The organism is Idiomarina tyrosinivorans, assembly GCF_003987475.1.
GTDB classification, from domain to species: domain Bacteria; phylum Pseudomonadota; class Gammaproteobacteria; order Enterobacterales; family Alteromonadaceae; genus Idiomarina; species Idiomarina tyrosinivorans.
Genome location: NZ_PIQH01000003.1, coordinates 45,554 through 66,034 on the forward strand (window position 1 = coordinate 45,554; position 20,481 = coordinate 66,034).

Sequence of the window (20,481 nt, forward strand, 5' to 3'; positions counted from 1 at the left end):
TAATCGCCGTGGTAGAGAGCAACCAACCCTGACGATGCCGCGAGCCCAAACCCCCGGTCGCGGTAAAGAATTGGTACTTTAACGCAGGCACAAAAAAGCCCGCGGCTGCGGGCTTTTGTGGTTTGGCTTGTGCGGTTTAGACCGTAAAGCTTTTGATCGAGTCTTGTAGTTCGTCTGCCAGTTTTGCCACTTCGTTTGATGCTTCGGCTGTTTGGCGTGAACCTGAAGCGGTTTGTTCGGCAATCGAAACAATGGCTTCCAAGCGCTCGCTGATATCTTGTGCTGTGCGGCTCTGTTCTTGTGCGGCTGATGCAATATGGTTACTGCTGTCAGCGGCTTGATGCACGGAGTCGGTAATTGACTGCAATGCTTGCGCAGCTTCGTCTGATTGGCCGACACAGAGTTCTGCTTGTTCGCGGCCTTTGTTCATTACTGTTACGGCGCGTTGCGCATCTGTTTGCAAGCTTTCAATCATTTGCTGAATTTCTTCAGTAGACTCTTGCGTCCGGCTTGCCAGTGTCCGTACTTCGTCTGCGACTACTGCGAAGCCTCGACCTTGCTCACCTGCACGGGCTGCTTCGATAGCGGCGTTCAGTGCCAGCAAGTTGGTTTGGTCGGCAATGCCACGGATAACGTCGAGGATGCCACCGATATTGCTACTGTTCTCGTACAGTTGGTTAATAACGGTTGATGCGTTCTCAATTTCTGACGCCAAGCCTTCGATAGTTTTCTTGTTTTTGCCAGAAATTTCACGTACGCGACTGGCTTCTTCATCAGAGTGCTGAATTTCGCGCAAGGCTTCTTGGGCGCCATTGGCCATTTCTGAAGAAGTGCTATTCATCTCTTGCGTGGCGGTGGCTACCTGTTCGATCTCATTACGCTGTTGTTCAATAGCGCTGGTGGTTTCCACTGAAACGGTGGATGACTGCTCTGCGGCTGTGGCAAGCTGCGTCGCCCGGTTAGCGATACCATTAATCAATTCACGTAGGTTGGCGGTTAACTTGTTGGTGTTGTTCGCCAGCTCACCAAATTCGTCTTTGGCGTTGTAGTTAACGCGTTCGGTAAGGTTGCCATCAGCCATGATGTTGAGCATGTGGTTAACCTTCGCTAACGGTTGGCTGATGCTGCGTACGGTAATCCAAGAAATCACGACTGCTAAGGCGATAGAAATCAGGGTGATGATGCTATTCACCCAGCTACCGGTTGAAATCGTTGAGTCGACGTTCTGCCGTGTTTCTTCGGCAATATTGCGCACAGCATCCTGCAATTTTTCCGCTAAGCCCATCACCACATTAAGTTGGCTTTCACTATCAACAAGCAGCTTCTGAGCATCGCGACGTGCTTTGAGACGGTTTATGACTTTATCAGGATACGAACCATCACCTTCTAGTTGTGAAATGGCATCGCGGGTCATACTAGCGGCGTCAGCCACTAGTTCTGCTGCTGTTTCACCTGATTGGTTCTCAAGCTTTGCAAGCTCGGGTTTGATACCTTCAAGGGCAATATTGATTTCACTATGGATAACGTCGGCTTTATCCAGCTTATCGGCATTACGCAGGTCGTAAAGCAAAGTGACTAGCGATGATAGCGAGGATTCTAAGTTACTTGCGGCACTTTTAACGTCCTTAGATTGTGCCGCATCCATGGTATCTAGCAATTTTACCGAAGCGTCATCAATACCAAAAGAGAGGTTATCCAGTTGATCGCTAACTTGGTTGCCTAAGCTAAGGTAGGTCGATTGTTTCGCGAACAGTTGTTCGACCAATGACATGTATTGCTCTGCTTCTTGACGGACAGCTTTGATGTTGTCTGATTGGCCTTCACCGGCAATGAGGTTTTGTAGCTGGTTAAGCGATTTATTGAGAGTGGTTTTCGACTCTTCAAACAATGCTTTGTGATGGTCTAGTTCGTCTTGTGTTTTATCGTAGAACGCTTGTAATTCGATATTAGAGAGTTCCAGAATGTCGACTTTCACACGCGACACTTCCTCAAGGGCAGGTACTGCCTTGTCATTTAAGCGTTCTGCAGAATCGCCAATACCGTTGATGTTAAACACTGAACTTAAGCTTATCACCAGCAGTAGCAGGGTAATGATGGCGAATCCACCAATTACTCGCATTGCAACGGTTATTTTCATGAAAAGTACCTCACCATTTCGCTGTTACAGCTTGTCAAAACTATCATCAAAATTATGTCAAAGCGGGCTGCTGAATGACTTCACCGCTATCGGCGTTCCACAACGTCATGGACTCGCCCCACACGCAACCTGTATCTAACCCTATTATATCGTCACGCCCTGTGTGGCCCATTAAGGCCGCCCAATGACCAAAAACGATGCGTGTTTCGCTTGCTGAACGGTTATTAAACCAAGGTGCTAATCGGCTATCCGCAACCTCACCCGGTGGTCCCTTGTGGGAAAAATCTAAACGTCCATCAGCAAAGCAAAAACGCATTCTAGTAAATGCATTGACTATAAATCGGTATCGGTCGAATCCGCTAAGACTTGAGCACCAATTGTCAGGTTTATTGCCATACATATTATGCAACAGCTTGTTATCACTATCATTACGCAATCTGTCATGTACTTCATCGGCGTAGTTCAAAGCGTCAGTGATTGACCAACGGGGATAAAGCCCAGCATGACTCATCAAGATGTTACGTCGGCTATCATAATGTACTAAAGGCTGTTGACGAATCCACTCATCTAAGTTCAATGCGTGGCGCTGTTCGATCAATGGCTGCAAACGGTCTGCTGGATTTGGCTCCCGTTCTCCCGCGAGAATGGCAAGTAAATTGAGGTCGTGATTGCCCAATACCCAGAGTGCCGCGTCGCCTAACTGTTGGAAGCGTTTTACCACTTCGTCAGAGTGAGGGCCTCGAGCCACCAAGTCGCCGACACAACGTAACTGGTCGAGATTTGGGTTAAAACCGACGCGAGTGAGTAGCGCGTCTAGTTCAGCAATACAGCCTTGAATATCGCCTACGTAATAAACGGCCATTAGTGCAGGATATTAGGAATGGCAAGGCGGAATGATGGAATGTTAACGCGGAACGACTCGCCCTCATCAGTGACCATGCCGTAGTGTCCTTCCATTGTACCAATAGGTGTTGCGAGAACGGTGCCACTGGTGTAGCTAAACGATTCGCCTGGGGCGATTTGCGGCTGTTGCCCGACTACGCCATCACCCGCCACCCGAGTGATTTTGTTATCGGCATCGGTAATCCGCCAGTCACGATTTACTAACTGCAACGGCTTTTCCGAGTGGTTTATGATGGTGATGGTGTACGCAAACACAAACTGATTGTCATCAGGCGTCGACTGGGCGGGAAGGTACTGCGTTTCCACGGTAATCTCTACTGCTTCCTGTAACGTCATTGCCACTTAACTATTCTCACTTAACCAATTCGCGATAGCGCAATACTGCTCAACACTCAGCGTCTCAGGCCGAGCGCTGGGGTCTATTCCCAACGCCTCTAGTTGCTCTGCAGTCATTAGCGCACGCATGTTGTTTCTTATGGTTTTACGCCGCTGATTAAACGCTGTCAAACAAACTTGGTGTAGACGTTTGCGGTCTTTTACCGAGTGCGGTGGTTGCTCATAAGGAATCAACCTGACGACGGCAGAGTCTACTTTCGGTGGGGGATTAAAAGCGCCGGGCGGTACCTCTAATACCGGAATCACTTCACAGGCCTGCTGCACACCCACACTTAAACGCCCATAGGCTTTACTGCCTGGCTCAGCCGCCATACGTTCGACGACCTCTTTTTGCAGCATAAAATGCATGTCTTGAATCGCGCCTGAAAACGATAGCAAGTGAAAAATCAGCGGTGTTGAAATGTTATAAGGCAAATTGCCGAACACGCGTAGCTTTTTACCTTCACGGGTGAACTGCTGAAAATCGGTTTTTAGTGCGTCGCCGCGGTGAACCTGCAACTTGTCTTGCAAAAATGGATGTTGCTCTAGCCGTTCGGCAAGATCACGATCCAGTTCGACCACCTGCAGCAACCCACTAGCTTCGGCGACGGGTTCCGTTAAAGCCGCTAAGCCTGGACCTATTTCAACCAGGTTTTCGCCTGGCTGTGGGTTTATGGCGTGGACGATATTGGCAATGACGTTTTGGTCATGCAGAAAGTTTTGTCCGAAGCGCTTGCGGGCGCGGTGACCTAAATGTGTTTTACTCATGAGCGTGTTGCATTAACCATATCGATTGCAGTGGCGATGGCCAGTCTGCAACTACCATCGTTGACCTCGGATTTACCGGCTAAGTCGAGTGCGGTGCCGTGGTCTACCGAGGTTCTAATAAAAGGTAGCCCTAGGGTGATATTTACCGCATTGCCAAAACCTTTGTATTTCAGCACAGGCAAACCTTGGTCGTGATACATCGCGACCACAACGTCTGCTTGCTCGAGGTATTTGGGTTGAAACAGCGTATCGGCAGGCAGTGGCCCAACTAGGTTCATACCTTCTAGGCGCAGTTGCTGCAGTGTTGGATTGATGACATCCAGTTCTTCGCGACCAAGATGCCCTCCCTCGCCAGCGTGGGGGTTGAGCCCACAAATGATCATTCGTGGCTGCTGAATATTCCATTTCTGACGAAAATCGTCATGGATAATGCGCAGCACCATTTCTAGCCGCTCACGGGTAATGGCTTTAGCAACATACGCGAGAGGGATGTGAGTGGTCACTAAAGCGACCCGCAACCCTTCGGTGGCTAACAACATTACCACATCATTGCAGTTAGCTTGCTGGGCAAAGTATTCGGTGTGGCCAGAAAACGCGATTCCAGCTTGGTTGATCACCCCTTTATGAACGGGGCCGGTAACCACCGCATCGAACTCACCATTAAGATTACCCTCACTGGCGCGGTGCAAGGTTTGCACAACGTAACTGCCGTTTGCTGGGTTAAGCTCGCCCGCAACCACGGGGGCTTCTAAAGGCGTATGAATAATGGATAAGCTGCCGGGTGGGTTAGCGGTCGACTTCGCCGCAGCGTTATAGGGCTGCAAGGTTAGCGGCAGCCCTAATTGTTTCGCGCGTTGCGTTAACAACTCGGCATCGGCAATCACACACAGCTGCGCCTGCCAGTCCTGTTGCGCCATGCGAATGGCTAAATCCGGACCGATACCCGCAGGCTCACCTGGGGTGAAAGCAATGCGGGGTAGCATCTACTTCTCTACCTCTTCCACGTAGGCTTGGTCGCGAATTTCTTGCAACCACGTATTGAGTTCCTCGCGATATTTACGGCTAAATAAAATTTGGTATGCCTTATCGCGCTTGCTCTCTTGTGTGGCGTCTAGCATTCGACGATCTTCAACTTGGACAATGTGCCAGCCAAACTGAGTTTTAAAAGGTTCACTGACCGTGCCCACGTCTAACGTTTTTACTTTTTCCGCAAACTCTGGCGCATAGCGGGCAGGGCGAGACCAACCTAAATCACCACCGCGTGATGCTGAGCCTGGATCTGCCGAGTGCTCTTTCGCTAGCTCGGCAAACGTTTTCTCACCAGAAATGATTTGTTGACGATATTTTTGCAACCGCTCTTTGGCTTTTTCGTCGGATAAAATGACTGAAGGCTTGATCAAGATATGCCGTGCCTTTACTTCCTGAACTTTCACTTGCTGTTGGCCACGAATTTTTTCAACCTGAAGAATATGGAAGCCGATGCCGCTTCGAATGGGTCCAATGATCGCGCCCTCGCTTTTGCCGTCGACAGCATCAGCGAACAAGGTAGGCATTTCATTGGTGCTCATCCATCCAAGATCTCCGCCGTCTAACGCGTTATTACCTGCCGAGCGACTAATGGCGATGGCGGCAAAGTCGCCCCCGTTATTCAATTCGCTAATAATGTTGTTCGCTTTGTCTTCCGCTGCGTCGATAGCTTTTTGGCTTGAGCCTGACTGAGCTGGAATAAGGATCTGGCGTAAATGATATTCCACCGTATTTGCACCCTGTTCATCAATCAAGTCGACTAAGCTATCTACCTCTTGGCTGGTCACCGACACTCGACGCTGCACGGCTGCACGTTGCACCTGACCAGTAAGGATTTCGGTCCGCACATTCTCTCGATAAGCCGCCCAACTGGTGCCATCGGAAGTGACATCTTGGCGCAGTTCAGCAACTGTCATACCCTGGTCGGCTGCAATGCGGTTAATGGTTTGGTCAAGCTGCGCATCGCTAATTTCTATGCCCATACGCTTCGCCATTTGTAACTGCAATTCTTGCAATACCAAGCGTTCAATCGCTTGTGAACGCAGGACCTTTTCGCTCGGTAACGGTTGTCCAGCCTGTTCGGAACGGCGCTTAACTTGCGCGACCAGTTGATCTATCTGGCTTTCCAGAATGACATTCTCATCAACAATCACCGCGACGCGGTCGAGCACTTGTTGTGCTTGAGCGGGAGCTGCAGAAAAGCTGCTTGAGAGTGCAACCGCCATAAGTGAGAACGCTAAAAAAATTCGCTTCATTGTGACTACCATTAGTTACTGAGATAAAACGGGCGACGATAGCCATATATGCTCTTTTGCAGCATATCGATAAGGCTATTACTGTCACCGGTTAAGCCGGTAATGATAAATTGCAGGCTGATGCCATTGTCAAACTCAGGTTGCCCGAATGGCTGTGCTGAGTTTTGTACAAATTCAAGGTTGCGATTGATGCGCCGATAAGCACTGAACCTCAGTGCCCAACAGCAGCTTTGATATTGTAACCCGAGAATTGCATCATTGGTGCGATCATTACTTAAGTCGTAATAAACATTTGCTGCGACTTGCCAGCGTGAGCCTAGCGACCATACCGTCTGCATGCCAACCTGTTCAATATCTGTTGTGAAAACATCACTGACGTTTCGGTGGCTAAGCTGAATCAGGTGTTGGTCGTCTTTGCGGTATTCTAACGCGGTCTGACTCTTGCGGGTGACATTAAGTTCCGTATCGTATTGAATCGCGGCACTAAACGACCAGCGTCGTCCCACTTGAAATGCCAAGTCACCTGCCACTTCGGAGTTACTCGAAGTGATCTCTGCACTGTCGTCGAGTAACCCGGTTCGACTATTTTCCAAGTAATAAATTTGACCAATGCTGAGCCGCATCAGCTCGTGCTCGCTGGCATCGAAGAGTTGGGTGCTTGCCCCCACAGTCACTTGGTTTGCTTCGGCAACTCGGTCTAAGCCAGAGAAGCGTCGGGCGCGGAATAAGCCATTGTAGTCATCCTGCATTAACGTGGTGTCGTAAATGCCGATATCGCTTTGGTCTCGGAACGGAACGTAAAGGTACTGAATTTGTGGCGACAGTGTTTGACGGAAGTTTTCGCCGTCACTTTCGTAGATTCGCTCAAAGTTTACTTGGCCACGCAAACGCAGACGTGGCAGCGTGCGGCCGGTAGATTCGGCTAGTTGTTCATTAGGGCTACGCTGCTCATAACGGGTGTACAACATACTGGCTTCCGCCAGCCCTTCAAAAGCGGGATCTTCATACGCCAAAGCCAGAGACGGTTGTAGATGTAAACGTAGCGCGTGTTCGTCCCCTCGCTGTTGGTTTTGGAAGTAGGTCAGCTCACTCTCCCAACGCGCGTTCAAGCCATTCTCTAATTGGAACGGTTGATAATCCAAGGAGATTTGCGGCATGGTGCGAAACGCTGGGTTGAATTGCCCCAACAGTTCATAGTCCTCGCTTCGTAACTGCGCATGCCAATCGTGGTATTGGTAGTCGAGTTGCGCGACGCGATAGATACTGGTATCGGCGCGACCAGCGAATTCGCTGCCAAAGTCATTAATATAATCATCATCGCTAATGCCGGTTGCATTGAGGTAGCCGCTGAGTCGATCGGAAAACTTGGCTGAGTGATTAACATGCCATAAATAGCGGTCTGGACGAGTTTCGATGCTATTGTCCGAACCCAAAAACTCCAAATTGACTTGGCCTTGCTGGCGCTCAAATAGGTAGCGGTATTCCCCCGCAATCATCGCACCTCGATTGGTCAGTATCGACGGCGTTAGGGTTGCGTCCATATTGGCGGCGATATTGAAGTAATAAGGCAAGGATACCTCTAAACCACTTGTCGATGACGAATCTATAGTGGGGTATAACAACCCAGTTTTACGCTTGTCGTTCACAGGGAAGGTAAAGTAGGGAATGTAAAAAACAGGGACATCGAATAGTTCAAATTTTGCATTCCAGGCTTCGCCGAAATCTTCATTTTCGCTCACCGCAATGCGCTCTGCACTGAGTTGCCATGCCGGATCCTCAGCAGGGCAGGTGGTAAAGGTTGAACCAAGCAAATTAACCGACTGTTGATCGATTTTCAGGGTTTCGGCGACACCGGTCGCGTTGGTTGTTGCCATTTGGTAACGGGTTTGGCGTAACTCGACTTGGTTATTCTGCCCGTCTAACGAAAAGCCTTCGCCAGTAACGTTTACGAAGCCATCACTAAAGCGTACATTACCGCGCGCCTCAATGCGGCCGGTTGCCTGATTGATGGTCGCTTGGTCGGTAAACAACCACAGTTGTTGGTTCTGAACTTCAACGTCGCCCCAGAAGTTGGCCTTATTACCGACTTGTTCCACGGTGGCATGATCGGCACGCACACCGATACTGCCCTGCTGCATGCCAACGATTGGCGAAGGAGGAGCATAAGCCGCAATGCGATCGGTTGCTGGGCACTGAGCTGGCGCCGCTTGCTGCGGAGCCGCGGTGCCTGCAGCGCTGCACAGCAGCGCCAAGCTAGCTAAACTCAACCGTAAAAACGACGCTGTTAAACGTGGGCTTTGGACGTTACGCTTCATTACCACTCGGTTTCGCGAAAAATTGGGGCTATGATAAAGCAATTTTCATTACGCCGCCATTTGCTAAGATGGTGTTTTACGGATTTTTGGGGGGAATGTGGAAGATCAACGGGAAATAGCCTTACGAGCATGGTGCGAGGCACAAACAGGAACCACCCAACCACAGTTAGAAGTGGTTTCTGGCGATGCCAGTTTTCGCCGTTATTTTCGCGCCACTGATGGTAAGCGCTCGCTGATCGCGGTCGACTGTCCGCCCGAAAAGGAAAATATGCAGCCATTTGTTGATGTCGCAGAAGCTTATCGTGACGCTGGCGTAACCGTCCCAGAGCTGATTGCTGTTCATCCGCAAAAGGGCTTCATGTTGCAACAAGACTTTGGCGAGACATTACTACTGAGCAAGCTTAACGCGCGCAGCATGCAGGCGTTTTACCAACAGGCGTTAGCGGCCCTTCCCAATATCATGAGGGTTACACGCACGGCTACTGGCAACCTTGAGCATTATGATGCAGCCCTTCTTACGCGAGAAATGCGCTTATTCAGTGAATGGTTATTGGCGGCACACTTACAGCAGCCACTAGAATTGCGCGAAGAACGGTTGTGGAATGAAGTGCAGCAGCGGTTATTAGACAACGCGCTCGAGCAACCGCAAGTCGGTGTTCACCGCGATTATCACTCTCGTAACTTGATGGTTTTAGCCAACGACGAGCTGGGTATTATCGACTTTCAAGACGCGGTTATTGGGCCGATAACCTATGATGCGGTGTCGTTATTACGCGACTGCTATGTGCAATGGTCGGCGCAAGATATTGATACCTTGGCACAAAACTTCCGCGAGCTGTTACAACAGCAACAATTACTTAGCGCCGCTATTGATGTTCAAACTTGGCAACGCTGGTTCGATTTAATGGGGATGCAACGGCACTTGAAAGCGGCGGGGATATTTGCACGGTTAGCCTACCGGGATGGTAAGCAGGGCTACTTGCAAGATGTGCCACGCACTTTGGGTTACTTAATTAGCATCAGCCAACGTTATCCGGAATTCACTGAATTCAGTGATTGGCTAGCGCAGCGAGTGTTGCCTGAGGTTGAGCGGCGTCAATGAAAGCGATGATCTTAGCGGCTGGACGCGGACAACGAATGCGGCCACTGACGGATAGCTGTCCTAAACCGATGTTAACGGTTAACGGCAAGCCACTGCTGGTTTATCATTTAGAAAAGTTGCGCGACCTCGGCGTGACTGAGGTCGTCGTCAACACCGCTCATCTACCAGAGAAAATTCATCAAGGCTTAGGTGACGGCAGTCAGTGGCAGTTGCAGATTCATTATTCAGATGAACCCGAAGGTGGTCTAGAAACTGCAGGGGGCATCATTAATGCGCTGCCACTGTTGGGCGATGACCCCTTTTGGCTGATCAATGGCGATGTTTGGACCGACTACCCGTTCCATCTGCTGCCCACAACGTTACAGGGTTCGGATAAGGCTCATTTAGTGATGGTGGACAACCAACCGCACCACCCAAACGGCGATTTTGCCTTGCAGGATGGGCGTTTGCGCGAGGCGGAACCGCGCTTAACATATGCCGGCATTGGCTTGTTTGATGCGCGAGCGTTTTGCGGCCAAGCCGTAGCCAAAAAGCCATTGCGGCCGTTCTTTCAACAGGCAATTGCCAATGACCAGTTAGCGGGGAGCTATTGGCACGGGCAATGGACGGATGTCGGCACACCTGAACGGCTGCAGCAATTAGCGCAGCAGTTGCAACGACAAGATTAGGAGAAGGCGATGTTTTGGGGAAAAGTACTGGGAGCGGTTGCGGGATTTTTATTTGCCCGTATTCCTGGTGCCATTATCGGCGTCCTTATAGGTCATTGGTTTGACCGTGGTGTAGCGCAAGACTTTAGTCAGCGCGGCGCTTTTGGACGCTACTTGTTCGGTACTGATAGGGCGGTAGGTGATGCGAGTTTTATCTATACGCTATTTGCAGTACTCGGCCATTTAGCCAAAGCCAAAGGCCGTGTTACAGAGCAAGACATTGCTCATGCCAGTGCGCTAATGGATCGTTTCTATTTACAAAACGACGCGCGCCGAGAAGCACAAAGCGCGTTCCGTGAAGGCAAACAACCGACCTTTCCACTCGAGCAAACACTGTGTGACTTTAAAGCGGCATTTTACGGCAATATTGAGGTGCTTGAGCTGTTCATTGAGCAGCTTATCCGGATGGCGTTGGTGGATGGTAAACTAGACAAAACTGAGTACCAAGTGTTGTTGGCGGCTGCGAAAGCTCTCGGCTTTAATAAATTTCAATTAGACCAAGCGTTAATGATGCAAAAGGCGGGATTCCGCTTTCGTCGTTCGCAGCAACAACGTTACCAGCAAAAAAGTCAGCACAACGATTTGGACGATGCCTACCAAATTCTGGGGGCGCATGCGTCAGACAGTGATGCCGAAATCAAGAAGACCTATCGTAAGCTGATGAGCCGACACCACCCAGATAAGTTAGCGGGGCAAGGGGTGCCTGAGAAAGTGATGAAAGAAGCGCAACAGCGTACCCAAGAAATTCAGGCAGCTTACGAAACCATCAAAAAGCACCGCGGCATGCGTTAAAAGCCCTGATATTTTGTCCAACCTTTAACACTGGCGGCGAGCTGTCGTAGCGCCGGTGCTCCGCGACCATAAAGGCGCTGTTGACGGTAGCTCAAGTGTTGGTTTTTGTGTGCCAATTGGCGCCGATACTCGACCGTACTGGCGGCCCAGCGATTAGCGCTATCGGTCACCAGATCCAGCACCGGCAAGGTGGTTTCTGCTAGCTGTTTGGCCAGTTCGCGGTTGAGTTGGTATTGCGGCATGTAGGCATCAATCACTATCAATCCATCAGGCATTTGTTCTGGGTGCTGTTGCAACCAGCGTAACAGCATCCCTGCACTGATTCCCTCAGCGACCCACAAACGAAACCCAGGTAACGCATCGGCACGTTGTTGTAACGCCGCTAAGCGTTTGCCTAAGTCGTCGAGTAACGGCTGCAAAACGTCATCGTTCACTGGTTGAGGATATTCCGACGGCCCGGTTGCTGGCACTTGCAACATATCGGTTTGCAGTGGCTCAGGCGGTGCGACAAAGGCAAAGGTATGCCAGCCAAAGTCTGGCATCGTTGTTAGGAGCCGTGAGATGCTGGGCGACTGCAGCGGGTGTCTATTCCAGTCAGCAATGAGCAGGCTAGCGCCGCGCACGTAGGGCGTCATTTCTGCATAGCTTAAGGCTAAATAGCGGGCATCATTCTCTCCAGTCAGCCACTCGGTGTGCTCTGGTGGAATGTAACGCTGCAGGTCGTCTTGCGCGGTCGCCATTGGCGCCGCGATCATCAGACTGGCGTAAAGCAAAAAGACGGAATGTATTCGCATGCCTTGTTATCGGTGGCGATGTTGAATTCTTGAGGGTTAAAACGGTGCCGGTAAGTAAAAATCTAGGGGATGTTCTGATACCGGATGGCACAACTGAATCCGCTCGGCATGCAAGTGAAGTCGCTGGGCAGCCTGATAGGCGGATTCGTGCGCGTAAAATTTATCCCCGATAATGGGCGTATTTAATGCCTGCATATGGACGCGTAACTGGTGTGATCGCCCCGTGTGTGGGTATAGCTTTACACGTTGAATATCGGCGGTCATTGGCTTTTCTACGCGGTACCAAGTTTGGGCGGCTTTGCCAGCACTAAAGTCTAAATGTTGGCGCGGTCGATTCGGCCAGTCGCACTTCATGGGCAAATCAATAACCCCTTGTGAGGCGGGAAGCTGACCCCACACGTCGGCGACATATTGCTTACGTACTTGGCGTTGTTGAAACTGTCGACTCAAATGGCTTTGCGCAGGTTTACCAATAGCAAACACGATCAACCCCGATGTCGCCATGTCTAAGCGGTGAATCAAACGGATGTCTGGCATCACGCGTTGTAGTCGGGTATACACCGAATCATAGTGAATCCGCTGTTTGCCCGGTACCGACAATAAGCCGCTTGGCTTATTCACCACTACCAATGCGTCATCGCGATAAACGATGTCTAAGTAGGGGGTTTGTGGTGGCGAATAAACAAACGGCCGATCAGTCATCGTGGTACATTCACCCAAATACGCACGGCGGCTAAGTTCACGCTTGCTTCCGATAGCGCCTCGCTAAGGGCGTTTTGGCGCTCGCTAATGGCTGCTTTTTCGTCGTCCCGCACCGCCGGGTTTACCGCGGCCAAATAGTCCATACGTTGCAGCTGCTCAGCAAATTGTTGCTGCAATTGCTGTTGTAAGCTGTGTAACTGCGCTTGTGCCATTTCTTCTGCTTGTTGCTCGGTTGTTAGCAGCAGCGTTTGTAACGGCTGGCGCAGTTGCTTGAGCAGTTCACGAGAGAATTGCTTATCGCTATAGGTGCCTTGTTGCTCCAATGCTTTGGAACTGACTTTTTGGCTTAAATCGCGGCCTTGACTATCAACCAGCAAGCGGTAGCTGGCGCCGGCGAAAAATTCTTGCAAGGCATAACGCTTTGGAGCTTGCGCACGAACTTCATAGTCGGCCTCCAAAAACCACGTCCCCGCCGGTAACGCTTTGTTATTTAACTGCGCCACACACACGCGTCCAAACTGCCTATCACAGAGGGTCTCAAGAGCCGCTTGCGTCATCGGGTGATCCCAGCTTAACCAATCAACATCTTCACGGGCTAACGCCGTTTCGCGGTCAAAGGTCACTCGGCTGCCTTCGTCACTCAAACCGGGTAAAGCCGGAATGCGCATATGTTCGGTAGGGGTAAGCAACCAACTATTGTTATCAAGCGCCTCATAGTGGATGCCAAAACGGTCCCAAAAGCGGTTAAGGAAGTCGGCTAAATCGTTTTCTTGGTTAAACGTTTGTACTGCATCCACCCATTCATCGGCTTGGGGCTGACGACACGCACTGAGTTCTTGCAGGCGGTTGCGCCCCGCTTCGTGCTGCTGGGTGAGTTGTTGATGTTGCTGCTGGGTTTGTTGCAATAACTGTTCTAGGGCTTTACTGCCGCCATTCAATGCGCGTTGTAGTTGTTCAGCGACTGCTTCGCGGACACTAAAGCCGACTGGATTACATTGTTCAAAGGCGTTCATTCCCTGCTGATACCAAGGGTACAATATCGCCTCGTCTTCATCCTCTCGGTACGGCACGTAAATGGTAATGTCATGTTGTTGGCCAATACGGTCTAAGCGGCCGATGCGTTGCTCCAGTAAATCAGGGTTACTGGGCAGGTCGTAAAGTACCAGATGATGGACAAACTGGAAGTTGCGCCCTTCACTACCAATTTCTGAACAGAGGAGAATACTGGCTCCCTCTTCGTCACTGGCAAAGAAAGCCGCGGCGCGGTCACGCTCGATTAAGCTCATTTGTTCGTGGAATACAGCGGCATGAATACCGGCACTCACCCTTAAGGCTTCATACAACGCCATCACCTGTTCGGTGGATTGGCAGATCAGTAGTGCTTTTTCCCCACGGTTATTACGCAGAAAATCGATAAGCCAGGCATATTTCGGATCGCCTTCCCACCACGGTTCAAGCGCTACAGCTTCCGTTAGTGGTATTGCTTCGACACGGCGTTTGGGAAAGCCGCCTACCGATTGGCGGCGGTTACGGAAGATGACCCTTCCAGTTGCATGGCGGTCGAGCAAATCGTTCAGCCATTTGCGGTAATGTTGCGGATTGTTGTCGCTGCCGTCGGCTAAATCTAGATACTCATTGAGTTGTTGCCATTGCTCGGTTGATAACGGTTGTTCGCTCGCCAACTGCTGTGCCAATGGTGCTAACTGTTGGTATTGTGCTTGTTGCTGGTTGAACTGGGCGAAATCGTGGAAGCGTTCAGCATCGAGCATTTGCAGGCGGCTAAATTGTGCCTCAGGACCTTCCTGATCTGGTGTGGCGGTGAGCAGCAACAATCCGGGAATGCGCGTGCTCAGCGAATGCACCGCCGCAAATTGTGGTTGTTGTGGATGAATGTGGTGGGCTTCATCCAACACCAACAAATCAAATTCAGCCTCCGCAATAGCGTCGGCCCAACGCGGCTCGGTCAGCAAGTTCTGGCTAACTAAAATATGCTGCGCAGCAAGGAACGGATTTTCGCCTTGCTCTGCTTCAACCAGACAGCGTTCTTCGTCAAATAGGCTCAGCGTAATCGCAAAGCGCCGCTGCATTTCCACAATCCATTGGTGCAACAAGCTATCAGGAACCGCAATCAACACCCGTTGGCTGCGTCCTGTGGCAATGCGGCGCTTAATAATTAAGCCGGCTTCAATGGTTTTACCCAAACCCACTTCATCGGCCAACATCACCCGTGGGGCAAAGCGGTCGGCAACCGTTTTAGCGACATAAATCTGGTGGGCTAATAATTGCACGCGGGCGCCAAGCAGGCCTGCGACTTCACTTTGTTGCCATGCCACTTTGGCATTATGGGCCTGGCGGCGCAGTTGAAATAAGTCCAGCCGATCAGCCTTAACCGCAAGCACTTGGCTGAGCACTGGGTTCAGTGCCACTTGGTGGTGGATTTGCGACTCCATCACTACGTGTTCGTCGTCACCGTCGTCAGGACGCACTAGGTAGACCATCAGTCCGCCTTGTTGTTGCACGTTTAACACGGTAAACCACCAACCTTCAAAATGCTGGGCGCGTTGCTCAGGTTGTAACTGAAAACGTGCCAGCGGCGCACTGTGGGTGGCGTAGAAACGGGTTTCATCTACGGCGGGAAAATGAATGGAGAGCTGGCGGCCGGAGACGTCCGTCACCAAGCCCAAGCCTAAATCAATTTCTGTTTCACTTAGCCAACGCTGGCCCACCGTAAATTCTGCCAAAATCACCTCACCGTTACAGCTGTTTGAAAAAACGCGCGCAATAGTAACGAAAGCACCCGCAAAGGTAAAAAAATTTCCGTTTATTACGGTTTTGTCATCACGCTTTTGCCGAACCTAGACTAAGCTTGTCATAAAACCATAAGAAAACGCTAACGACAAAGGTAGGTGCTGATATGTCGGAAACCCTTGCCAAGTACTTCGTCCTCGATACCAATATCCTTCTGCACGATCCGCTCGCATTCCTGAACTTTGATGAACACAACGTAATGATACCCATGGTGGTGTTAGAAGAGCTGGATAATATCAAAGACCGGCAAAAAGACGTGAGCCGTGATGCTCGCGTCGCCATCCGCTCGTTAGAGGATGTACTAAAAGATGCCACCCCAGAACAGATTGTCGACGGTGTGCCGTTACAACGCGTTCAGGGTGATCACCAAGCGTCGGGAACGCTGGCAATCTTCCCTGATTACGAGTTGCAGCAACAAGAGTCCGTGTTGTCGTTAAAGGAGAATGATCATCGCATTATTCAGGCTGCCTTAGAGTTACAGCGTAAACACGCTCCGGCAACCGTGGTATTGGTGACCAAAGACATTAATATGCGCCTGAAGGCGAAAGGCGCTGGGGTTAAATTTGTCGAAGATTATCGTACTGACCAATTAATCGACGACATTCGCCTACTGACCAAAGGCTTTTATGAGTTTCCGGGCGATTTTTGGGAAGGTGTCGGTGATGTTGAAAGTCGGCAGGATGGGCGCGATACCTATCATTCCATTTCCCGCGAACTATTCCCACAACTGTTTTACAACGAATATGTGATTGACGAAACCGGCGAGTTTGCGGCGCGCGTGAGTGGCTACGACGAGCACCATGTAGAGCTGTTAGACCTCGGTTATGAGCGGTTGATGGCCTACGATGCTTGGGGCATCCACCCGAAAAATATTTATCAGGGCATGGCGTTGCATGCGTTACTCGATACCAGTCTTGATATGGTGATCTTGACGGGGCCGGCGGGTAGCGGGAAAACGTTACTGGCGCTCTCAGCTGCATTAGAAATGGTGATCGAGCAGGGTATTTATGAAAAAATCATTGTCACTCGAAATACCCCCGAAATCGCCGAATCTATTGGTTACCTACCCGGAACCGAAGAAGAAAAAATGGCACCTTGGTTGGCGGCTATAACCGACTCGTTGGAGGTGTTGCATAAAAACGACGAGAGCATGGAGTCGAGCCTGAATTACATCATGAAGAAGGCCAACATCCAGTTTAAGTCGCTGAACTTTATGCGTGGCCGCTCTATTCAAAATGCTGTGGTGTTGTTAGATGAAGCGCAAAACTTAACGGCGTCGCAACTTAAGACCATCATCACGCGTTGTGGGGAAAATACCAAATTGGTGTTATCCGGCAACTTGGCACAAATTGACAGTTATTACCTTACCGCGGTCACATCAGGCTTAACCTATGTGACCGAGCGCTTTAAAGATTATCCTGGTAGCGCCACGGTTAACTTGAATGGTGTGGTACGCAGTTCACTAGCGCAGTACGCGGAGGAGAATTTATAGTGGCGCAACTTGGTATTGGTTACGGCTAATCGCCAATTTACTGTCTTCGGCAATTTGGCCGGCTGGCATCAGTGCTGGGCCGGCCACTTCGATCAACACATAGGAATAGCCGCTATCATCTAAGGTCTCATCGTCGCTGCGCTGGGTTACGCTAACTGCCACCAGCGCATGCTTCGGTAGATACACAATAGCAGCGCTAACGTTAGGCATAATCTGCCTCACCAAAGCCAGCATCAATGTTGCTTTGCTGTCGCAATCCCCTTGGTTGTTGGCAAGCAGTTGTGCTGGCGGCTCATATCCTTGGCCGCGACTTTCGCTGTCGTCGGTCAGTGGGTTATACGGAATGCTCTGCACGAAACTGGCGAGCAAATCGAGATAATTACGTTGGGTGTTGTCGCCTAGAATACTATTAAAAGCACGAGCTAATGGAGCAATCTTGGGTGTCACCGCGCGCGCTATGCCTAAATGGTCGGGAATAATCCCCGGCGCGCTCAATGGCAGATTTAATTGGCGATAATAATTGGCTTCGAGGTAATCTTGCCATTGTTGCTGATAGTAGCTTTGCGCTTGTTGTAGATGCTCTTTCAGGGTGTCGGTTAAGCGCCCTTGGTATTCAATAGATAACGTCTGTTCGCGTGGTGACAGGGTGGCATAAATGCGGCTCCAACGCTGTTGCTGAAAATAGCGATTTAACCGATAACGCAATTCCCGGTTAGCGCGCTCGCGCTGGTAACTACGATATTTTTCAAAGGGTTGGAAAAATTCATCACGGTCGACAGCAAAACGGATGTCGTAGGACTGCTGGTTGCTGTCACGCCAGCGATAATGAAATTGGTACTGGCCATCATTAAGTTGTTTATCAAAAGCGAGCTGCTGAGCGCAGACGCTAGGCGCTGCGCTCAGGAGAAGGAGGCACGCCATCCATGTTTGGCGGCGGCATAGCTTCATTAGAATTTCATTTCCGTAATCGGGCTTTCGGTGTATTTCAGGTCAACCTGATATTCCACGCCGCCAGCGCGCACAAAGAAGTAAGTCTTGTCGCGTTTAAACAATTCTTGTAGGGAAATATTCTTAACGCCAGGACGCCGTTCCGGTTCCCAGTCGCTTAATTCAACCGAATATTTACTAACCAAAATGTTTGGGTAGCGGTCGGCTGTCACCAACAACAATTGCTTTGATTCGTCTTTTAGGGTGATGGTGTTACCGGTTACGGTATAAGGTTCTTCATTGCCAAACAAAATCGGCTACCTCTAAAACTGGCTTAACATTGGCGATACTATAACCGCTGATGATGGGTTAGCCAATAGTCAGTTGGCGTTGTGGCTGAGGTAGTCTTCTAAAATAAGCACCGCGGCTTGGCAGTCCACTTGACCTTTACTGAGATTGCGAAAGCCACCGTCAGCAAAAAGTTGTTCTCGCGCAGCGGTGGAGGTCAGACGTTCATCTTGCCAGTCCACGGGCAACCCAAAGCGACCATGCAAACGGTTGCCAAACTTCCGTGCCCTCACGGTTAGCGGTTGTTCCGTACCGTCCATATTCAACGGTAGGCCTACGACAAGACGTGCAGGCTGCCATTCTTTTATCAGTTTCTCAATCAGTTGCCAGTCGGGGATACCGTCTTTGGCTTTGAGTGCAGAAAGCGGCGAGGCGGTAGCGGTGAGCGGTTGCCCAACAGCCACGCCAATGCTTTTGGTGCCGAAATCAAAGCCGAGGATGCAACTCATGCGTGACCCACGTCTGGGCCTAACTGCCAGATGTCAAAACCGAGTTTCTCGGTGGCTTTTTGCCAGCGCTCAGCAGTCGGTGTGTTAAACAAAATATCAGCATCTGCCGGCAACGTTAGCCAAGCATTTTCGGCGAGCTCTTTTTCCAATTGACCGGCGTCCCAGCCGGCGTAACCGAGCGTCAGCAAGTAGTGTTCCGGTGCAGCATTTGAGCCTAATGCTTCAAGAATGTCACGCGACGTGGTCACCATAATATCGTCGCTGAGCTTAAGGCTACTGCGCCAATTATCTTGCGGCGGATGAATGACGAAACCTCGGTCGCGCGCCACCGGTCCGCCCTGAAACACTTGATTGTCGAAGCGTTCATCATTTTCTGGGTAGACAATCTCCAATTGCTTCAACAACGCACTAATTTGCACGTCTGCCGGCTGATTAATGATCAGCCCCATCGCGCCTTCGTCGTTGTGTTCGCAAACATAGGTGACCGTCCGCTTAAACGTGGGATCATCCATGCTTGGCATGGCAATTAAAAAGTGGTTCTGTAGGCTTTGCATAGGTTATGTCTTACCTTGTGTCGGTTACTGCTGATGCTAAATATCGGGGCAAACCGACAAATTTCAAGCGCCCAATTAACTCAGGCGCTGTTCAATAGCCTCGAACAGTTGCTCAGCTATATTGATGTCGAAGGCTTTTTCTATTTCGCGCATACAAGTTGGGCTAGTGACATTGATTTCAGTCACTTTATCGCCGATAACGTCCAACCCAACCAAATATAAGCCGCGCCGTTTCAATTCAGGACCAATGGCCGCCGCGATGATTTTGTCACTCTCGGATAATGGTTGCGCTCGACCACTGCCGCCTGCTGCTAAATTGCCACGAGTTTCGCCTGCCGAGGGAATTCGCGCGAGGCAATAGGGAACGGCCTCACCGTCGATAATAAGAATGCGCTTATCGCCGTCTTTAATTTCAGGTAAATATTTCTGCACCATGGCGTAGCGTTGACCTTTTTCGGTCAGTGTTTCAATGATCACGCCGAGGTTGGTGCCTGCTTCTGGAATACGAAAAATCGACGCACCGCCCATACCATCTAGCGGTTTAGCAATCACGTCTTTGTGTTGCTTGTGAAATTCGCGAATGACTTCGGCGCTACGCGTGACCACGCAGTCGGTGATCCACTCAGGGAACCATGAGGTAAACAGCTTTTCGTTGCAGTCACGTAAACTCTGAGGTTTATTCACTACCAAGCTGCCGCGCTGTTCTGCTAACTCCAGCATTTGCGTGGCATACAAGAATTCACGATCGAACGGTGGATCTTTACGCATCATCAATATGTTCATGCTTTCCAATGCGACGCTCTGGCGTTCCCCTAGCGTATAAAAATCGGTGGCTTGATCACGCACGGTCACTTCGCGCACGCTGGCTTTAGGTGCGCCATTCACCAACATTAGGTCAGCCATTTCAATATAAAAACATTGGTAGCCCCGCGCTTGCGCCTCTAGTAGTAAGCGAAAACTGGTGTCTTTGGCGGTATTTACCGCGGCGATGGGGTCCATCACCATTCCTAAAGTTTTTGCCATCTG

19 protein-coding genes are annotated in these 20,481 nt (G+C 50.4%); 4 read left to right on the plus strand and 15 right to left on the minus strand.

All coding sequences use genetic code 11. The features are described 5' to 3' along the window. Window positions 1-136 precede the first annotated feature (136 nt). From CWI84_RS03610 to CWI84_RS03640, 7 genes are read right to left on the minus strand one after another with little or no spacing between them, the layout of a single operon-like run. Window positions 137-2,137 (minus strand): methyl-accepting chemotaxis protein, encoded by a 2,001-nt coding sequence (locus tag CWI84_RS03610; protein ID WP_126841218.1) that lies wholly within the window; start codon window positions 2,135-2,137, stop codon window positions 137-139. A 52-nt stretch (window positions 2,138-2,189) separates the two neighbouring features. After that, complete coding sequence (locus CWI84_RS03615; RefSeq protein WP_126841219.1) at window positions 2,190-2,999, minus strand: symmetrical bis(5'-nucleosyl)-tetraphosphatase; 810 nt, start codon at window positions 2,997-2,999, stop codon at window positions 2,190-2,192. Continuing rightward, window positions 2,999-3,376 (minus strand): Co2+/Mg2+ efflux protein ApaG, encoded by a 378-nt coding sequence (gene apaG, locus CWI84_RS03620; RefSeq protein ID WP_126841429.1) that lies wholly within the window; start codon window positions 3,374-3,376, stop codon window positions 2,999-3,001. The genes CWI84_RS03615 and apaG overlap by 1 nt, the downstream gene beginning before the upstream one ends. A 6-nt stretch (window positions 3,377-3,382) precedes the next feature. Further along, window positions 3,383-4,183, minus strand: coding sequence for a 16S rRNA (adenine(1518)-N(6)/adenine(1519)-N(6))-dimethyltransferase RsmA (rsmA, locus tag CWI84_RS03625; RefSeq protein WP_126841220.1), 801 nt, complete (start codon window positions 4,181-4,183; stop codon window positions 3,383-3,385). After that, complete coding sequence (gene pdxA / locus CWI84_RS03630) at window positions 4,180-5,166, minus strand: 4-hydroxythreonine-4-phosphate dehydrogenase PdxA (RefSeq protein ID WP_126841221.1); 987 nt, start codon at window positions 5,164-5,166, stop codon at window positions 4,180-4,182. The genes rsmA and pdxA overlap by 4 nt, the downstream gene beginning before the upstream one ends. Continuing rightward, window positions 5,167-6,465, minus strand: coding sequence for a peptidylprolyl isomerase SurA (gene surA / locus CWI84_RS03635; protein ID WP_126841222.1), 1,299 nt, complete (start codon window positions 6,463-6,465; stop codon window positions 5,167-5,169). An 11-nt stretch (window positions 6,466-6,476) separates the two neighbouring features. Beyond that, window positions 6,477-8,780 carry an LPS-assembly protein LptD gene (locus tag CWI84_RS03640; RefSeq protein ID WP_241968722.1) on the minus strand — a complete coding sequence of 768 codons (2,304 nt, stop codon included), beginning with the start codon at window positions 8,778-8,780 and terminating at the stop codon, window positions 6,477-6,479. A 97-nt stretch (window positions 8,781-8,877) separates the two neighbouring features. Between CWI84_RS03640 and CWI84_RS03645 the strand changes: the two genes are divergently transcribed. The 3 genes from CWI84_RS03645 to djlA are packed head-to-tail and all read left to right on the plus strand — an operon-like array spanning window position 8,878 to window position 11,381. Further along, window positions 8,878-9,882: an aminoglycoside phosphotransferase family protein gene (locus CWI84_RS03645; RefSeq protein WP_126841223.1), complete on the plus strand. Its 1,005-nt coding sequence runs from the start codon at window positions 8,878-8,880 to the stop codon at window positions 9,880-9,882. Further along, window positions 9,879-10,550, plus strand: coding sequence for an N-acetylmuramate alpha-1-phosphate uridylyltransferase MurU (gene murU / locus CWI84_RS03650; protein ID WP_126841224.1), 672 nt, complete (start codon window positions 9,879-9,881; stop codon window positions 10,548-10,550). The genes CWI84_RS03645 and murU overlap by 4 nt, the downstream gene beginning before the upstream one ends. Before the next feature lie 9 nt (window positions 10,551-10,559). Next, a complete protein-coding gene (gene djlA / locus CWI84_RS03655; RefSeq protein ID WP_126841225.1) occupies window positions 10,560-11,381 on the plus strand; it encodes a co-chaperone DjlA in 822 nt (273 codons plus the stop codon). Here the strand turns inward: djlA and CWI84_RS03660 are convergent. Genes CWI84_RS03660 through rapA form a run of 3 tightly spaced genes read right to left on the minus strand, consistent with a single transcriptional unit; the run spans window position 11,378 to window position 15,618 of the window. Beyond that, window positions 11,378-12,175, minus strand: coding sequence for a DUF3530 family protein (locus tag CWI84_RS03660; protein ID WP_126841226.1), 798 nt, complete (start codon window positions 12,173-12,175; stop codon window positions 11,378-11,380). The genes djlA and CWI84_RS03660 overlap by 4 nt on opposite strands. Before the next feature lie 36 nt (window positions 12,176-12,211). Then, window positions 12,212-12,877, minus strand: coding sequence for a pseudouridine synthase (locus tag CWI84_RS03665; RefSeq protein ID WP_126841227.1), 666 nt, complete (start codon window positions 12,875-12,877; stop codon window positions 12,212-12,214). After that, on the minus strand, window positions 12,874-15,618 hold the full coding sequence (rapA, locus tag CWI84_RS03670) for an RNA polymerase-associated protein RapA (RefSeq protein WP_126841228.1): 2,745 nt from the start codon (window positions 15,616-15,618) through the stop codon (window positions 12,874-12,876). Before rapA ends, CWI84_RS03665 begins: the two co-directional genes overlap by 4 nt. Window positions 15,619-15,791: 173 nt before the next feature. Here rapA and CWI84_RS03675 point away from each other — a divergent pair, with 173 nt between their 5' ends. Continuing rightward, complete coding sequence (locus CWI84_RS03675) at window positions 15,792-17,177, plus strand: PhoH family protein (RefSeq protein WP_126841229.1); 1,386 nt, start codon at window positions 15,792-15,794, stop codon at window positions 17,175-17,177. Here CWI84_RS03675 and CWI84_RS03680 read toward each other — a convergent pair. From CWI84_RS03680 to gshB, 5 genes are all read right to left on the minus strand, one after another. Then, window positions 17,172-18,125 (minus strand): hypothetical protein, encoded by a 954-nt coding sequence (locus tag CWI84_RS03680; RefSeq protein WP_126841230.1) that lies wholly within the window; start codon window positions 18,123-18,125, stop codon window positions 17,172-17,174. The genes CWI84_RS03675 and CWI84_RS03680 overlap by 6 nt on opposite strands. Next, window positions 18,125-18,415, minus strand: coding sequence for a hypothetical protein (locus CWI84_RS03685; RefSeq protein WP_126841231.1), 291 nt, complete (start codon window positions 18,413-18,415; stop codon window positions 18,125-18,127). Before CWI84_RS03685 ends, CWI84_RS03680 begins: the two co-directional genes overlap by 1 nt. Window positions 18,416-18,484: 69 nt before the next feature. After that, window positions 18,485-18,901, minus strand: coding sequence for a Holliday junction resolvase RuvX (ruvX, locus tag CWI84_RS03690; protein WP_126841232.1), 417 nt, complete (start codon window positions 18,899-18,901; stop codon window positions 18,485-18,487). After that, entirely contained in the window at window positions 18,898-19,455 is a 558-nt protein-coding gene (locus CWI84_RS03695; protein ID WP_126841233.1) for a YqgE/AlgH family protein, read from the minus strand. The genes ruvX and CWI84_RS03695 overlap by 4 nt, the downstream gene beginning before the upstream one ends. A gap of 75 nt (window positions 19,456-19,530) precedes the next feature. Next, window positions 19,531-20,478: a glutathione synthase gene (gene gshB, locus CWI84_RS03700; protein WP_126841234.1), complete on the minus strand. Its 948-nt coding sequence runs from the start codon at window positions 20,476-20,478 to the stop codon at window positions 19,531-19,533. Window positions 20,479-20,481 lie beyond the last annotated feature (3 nt).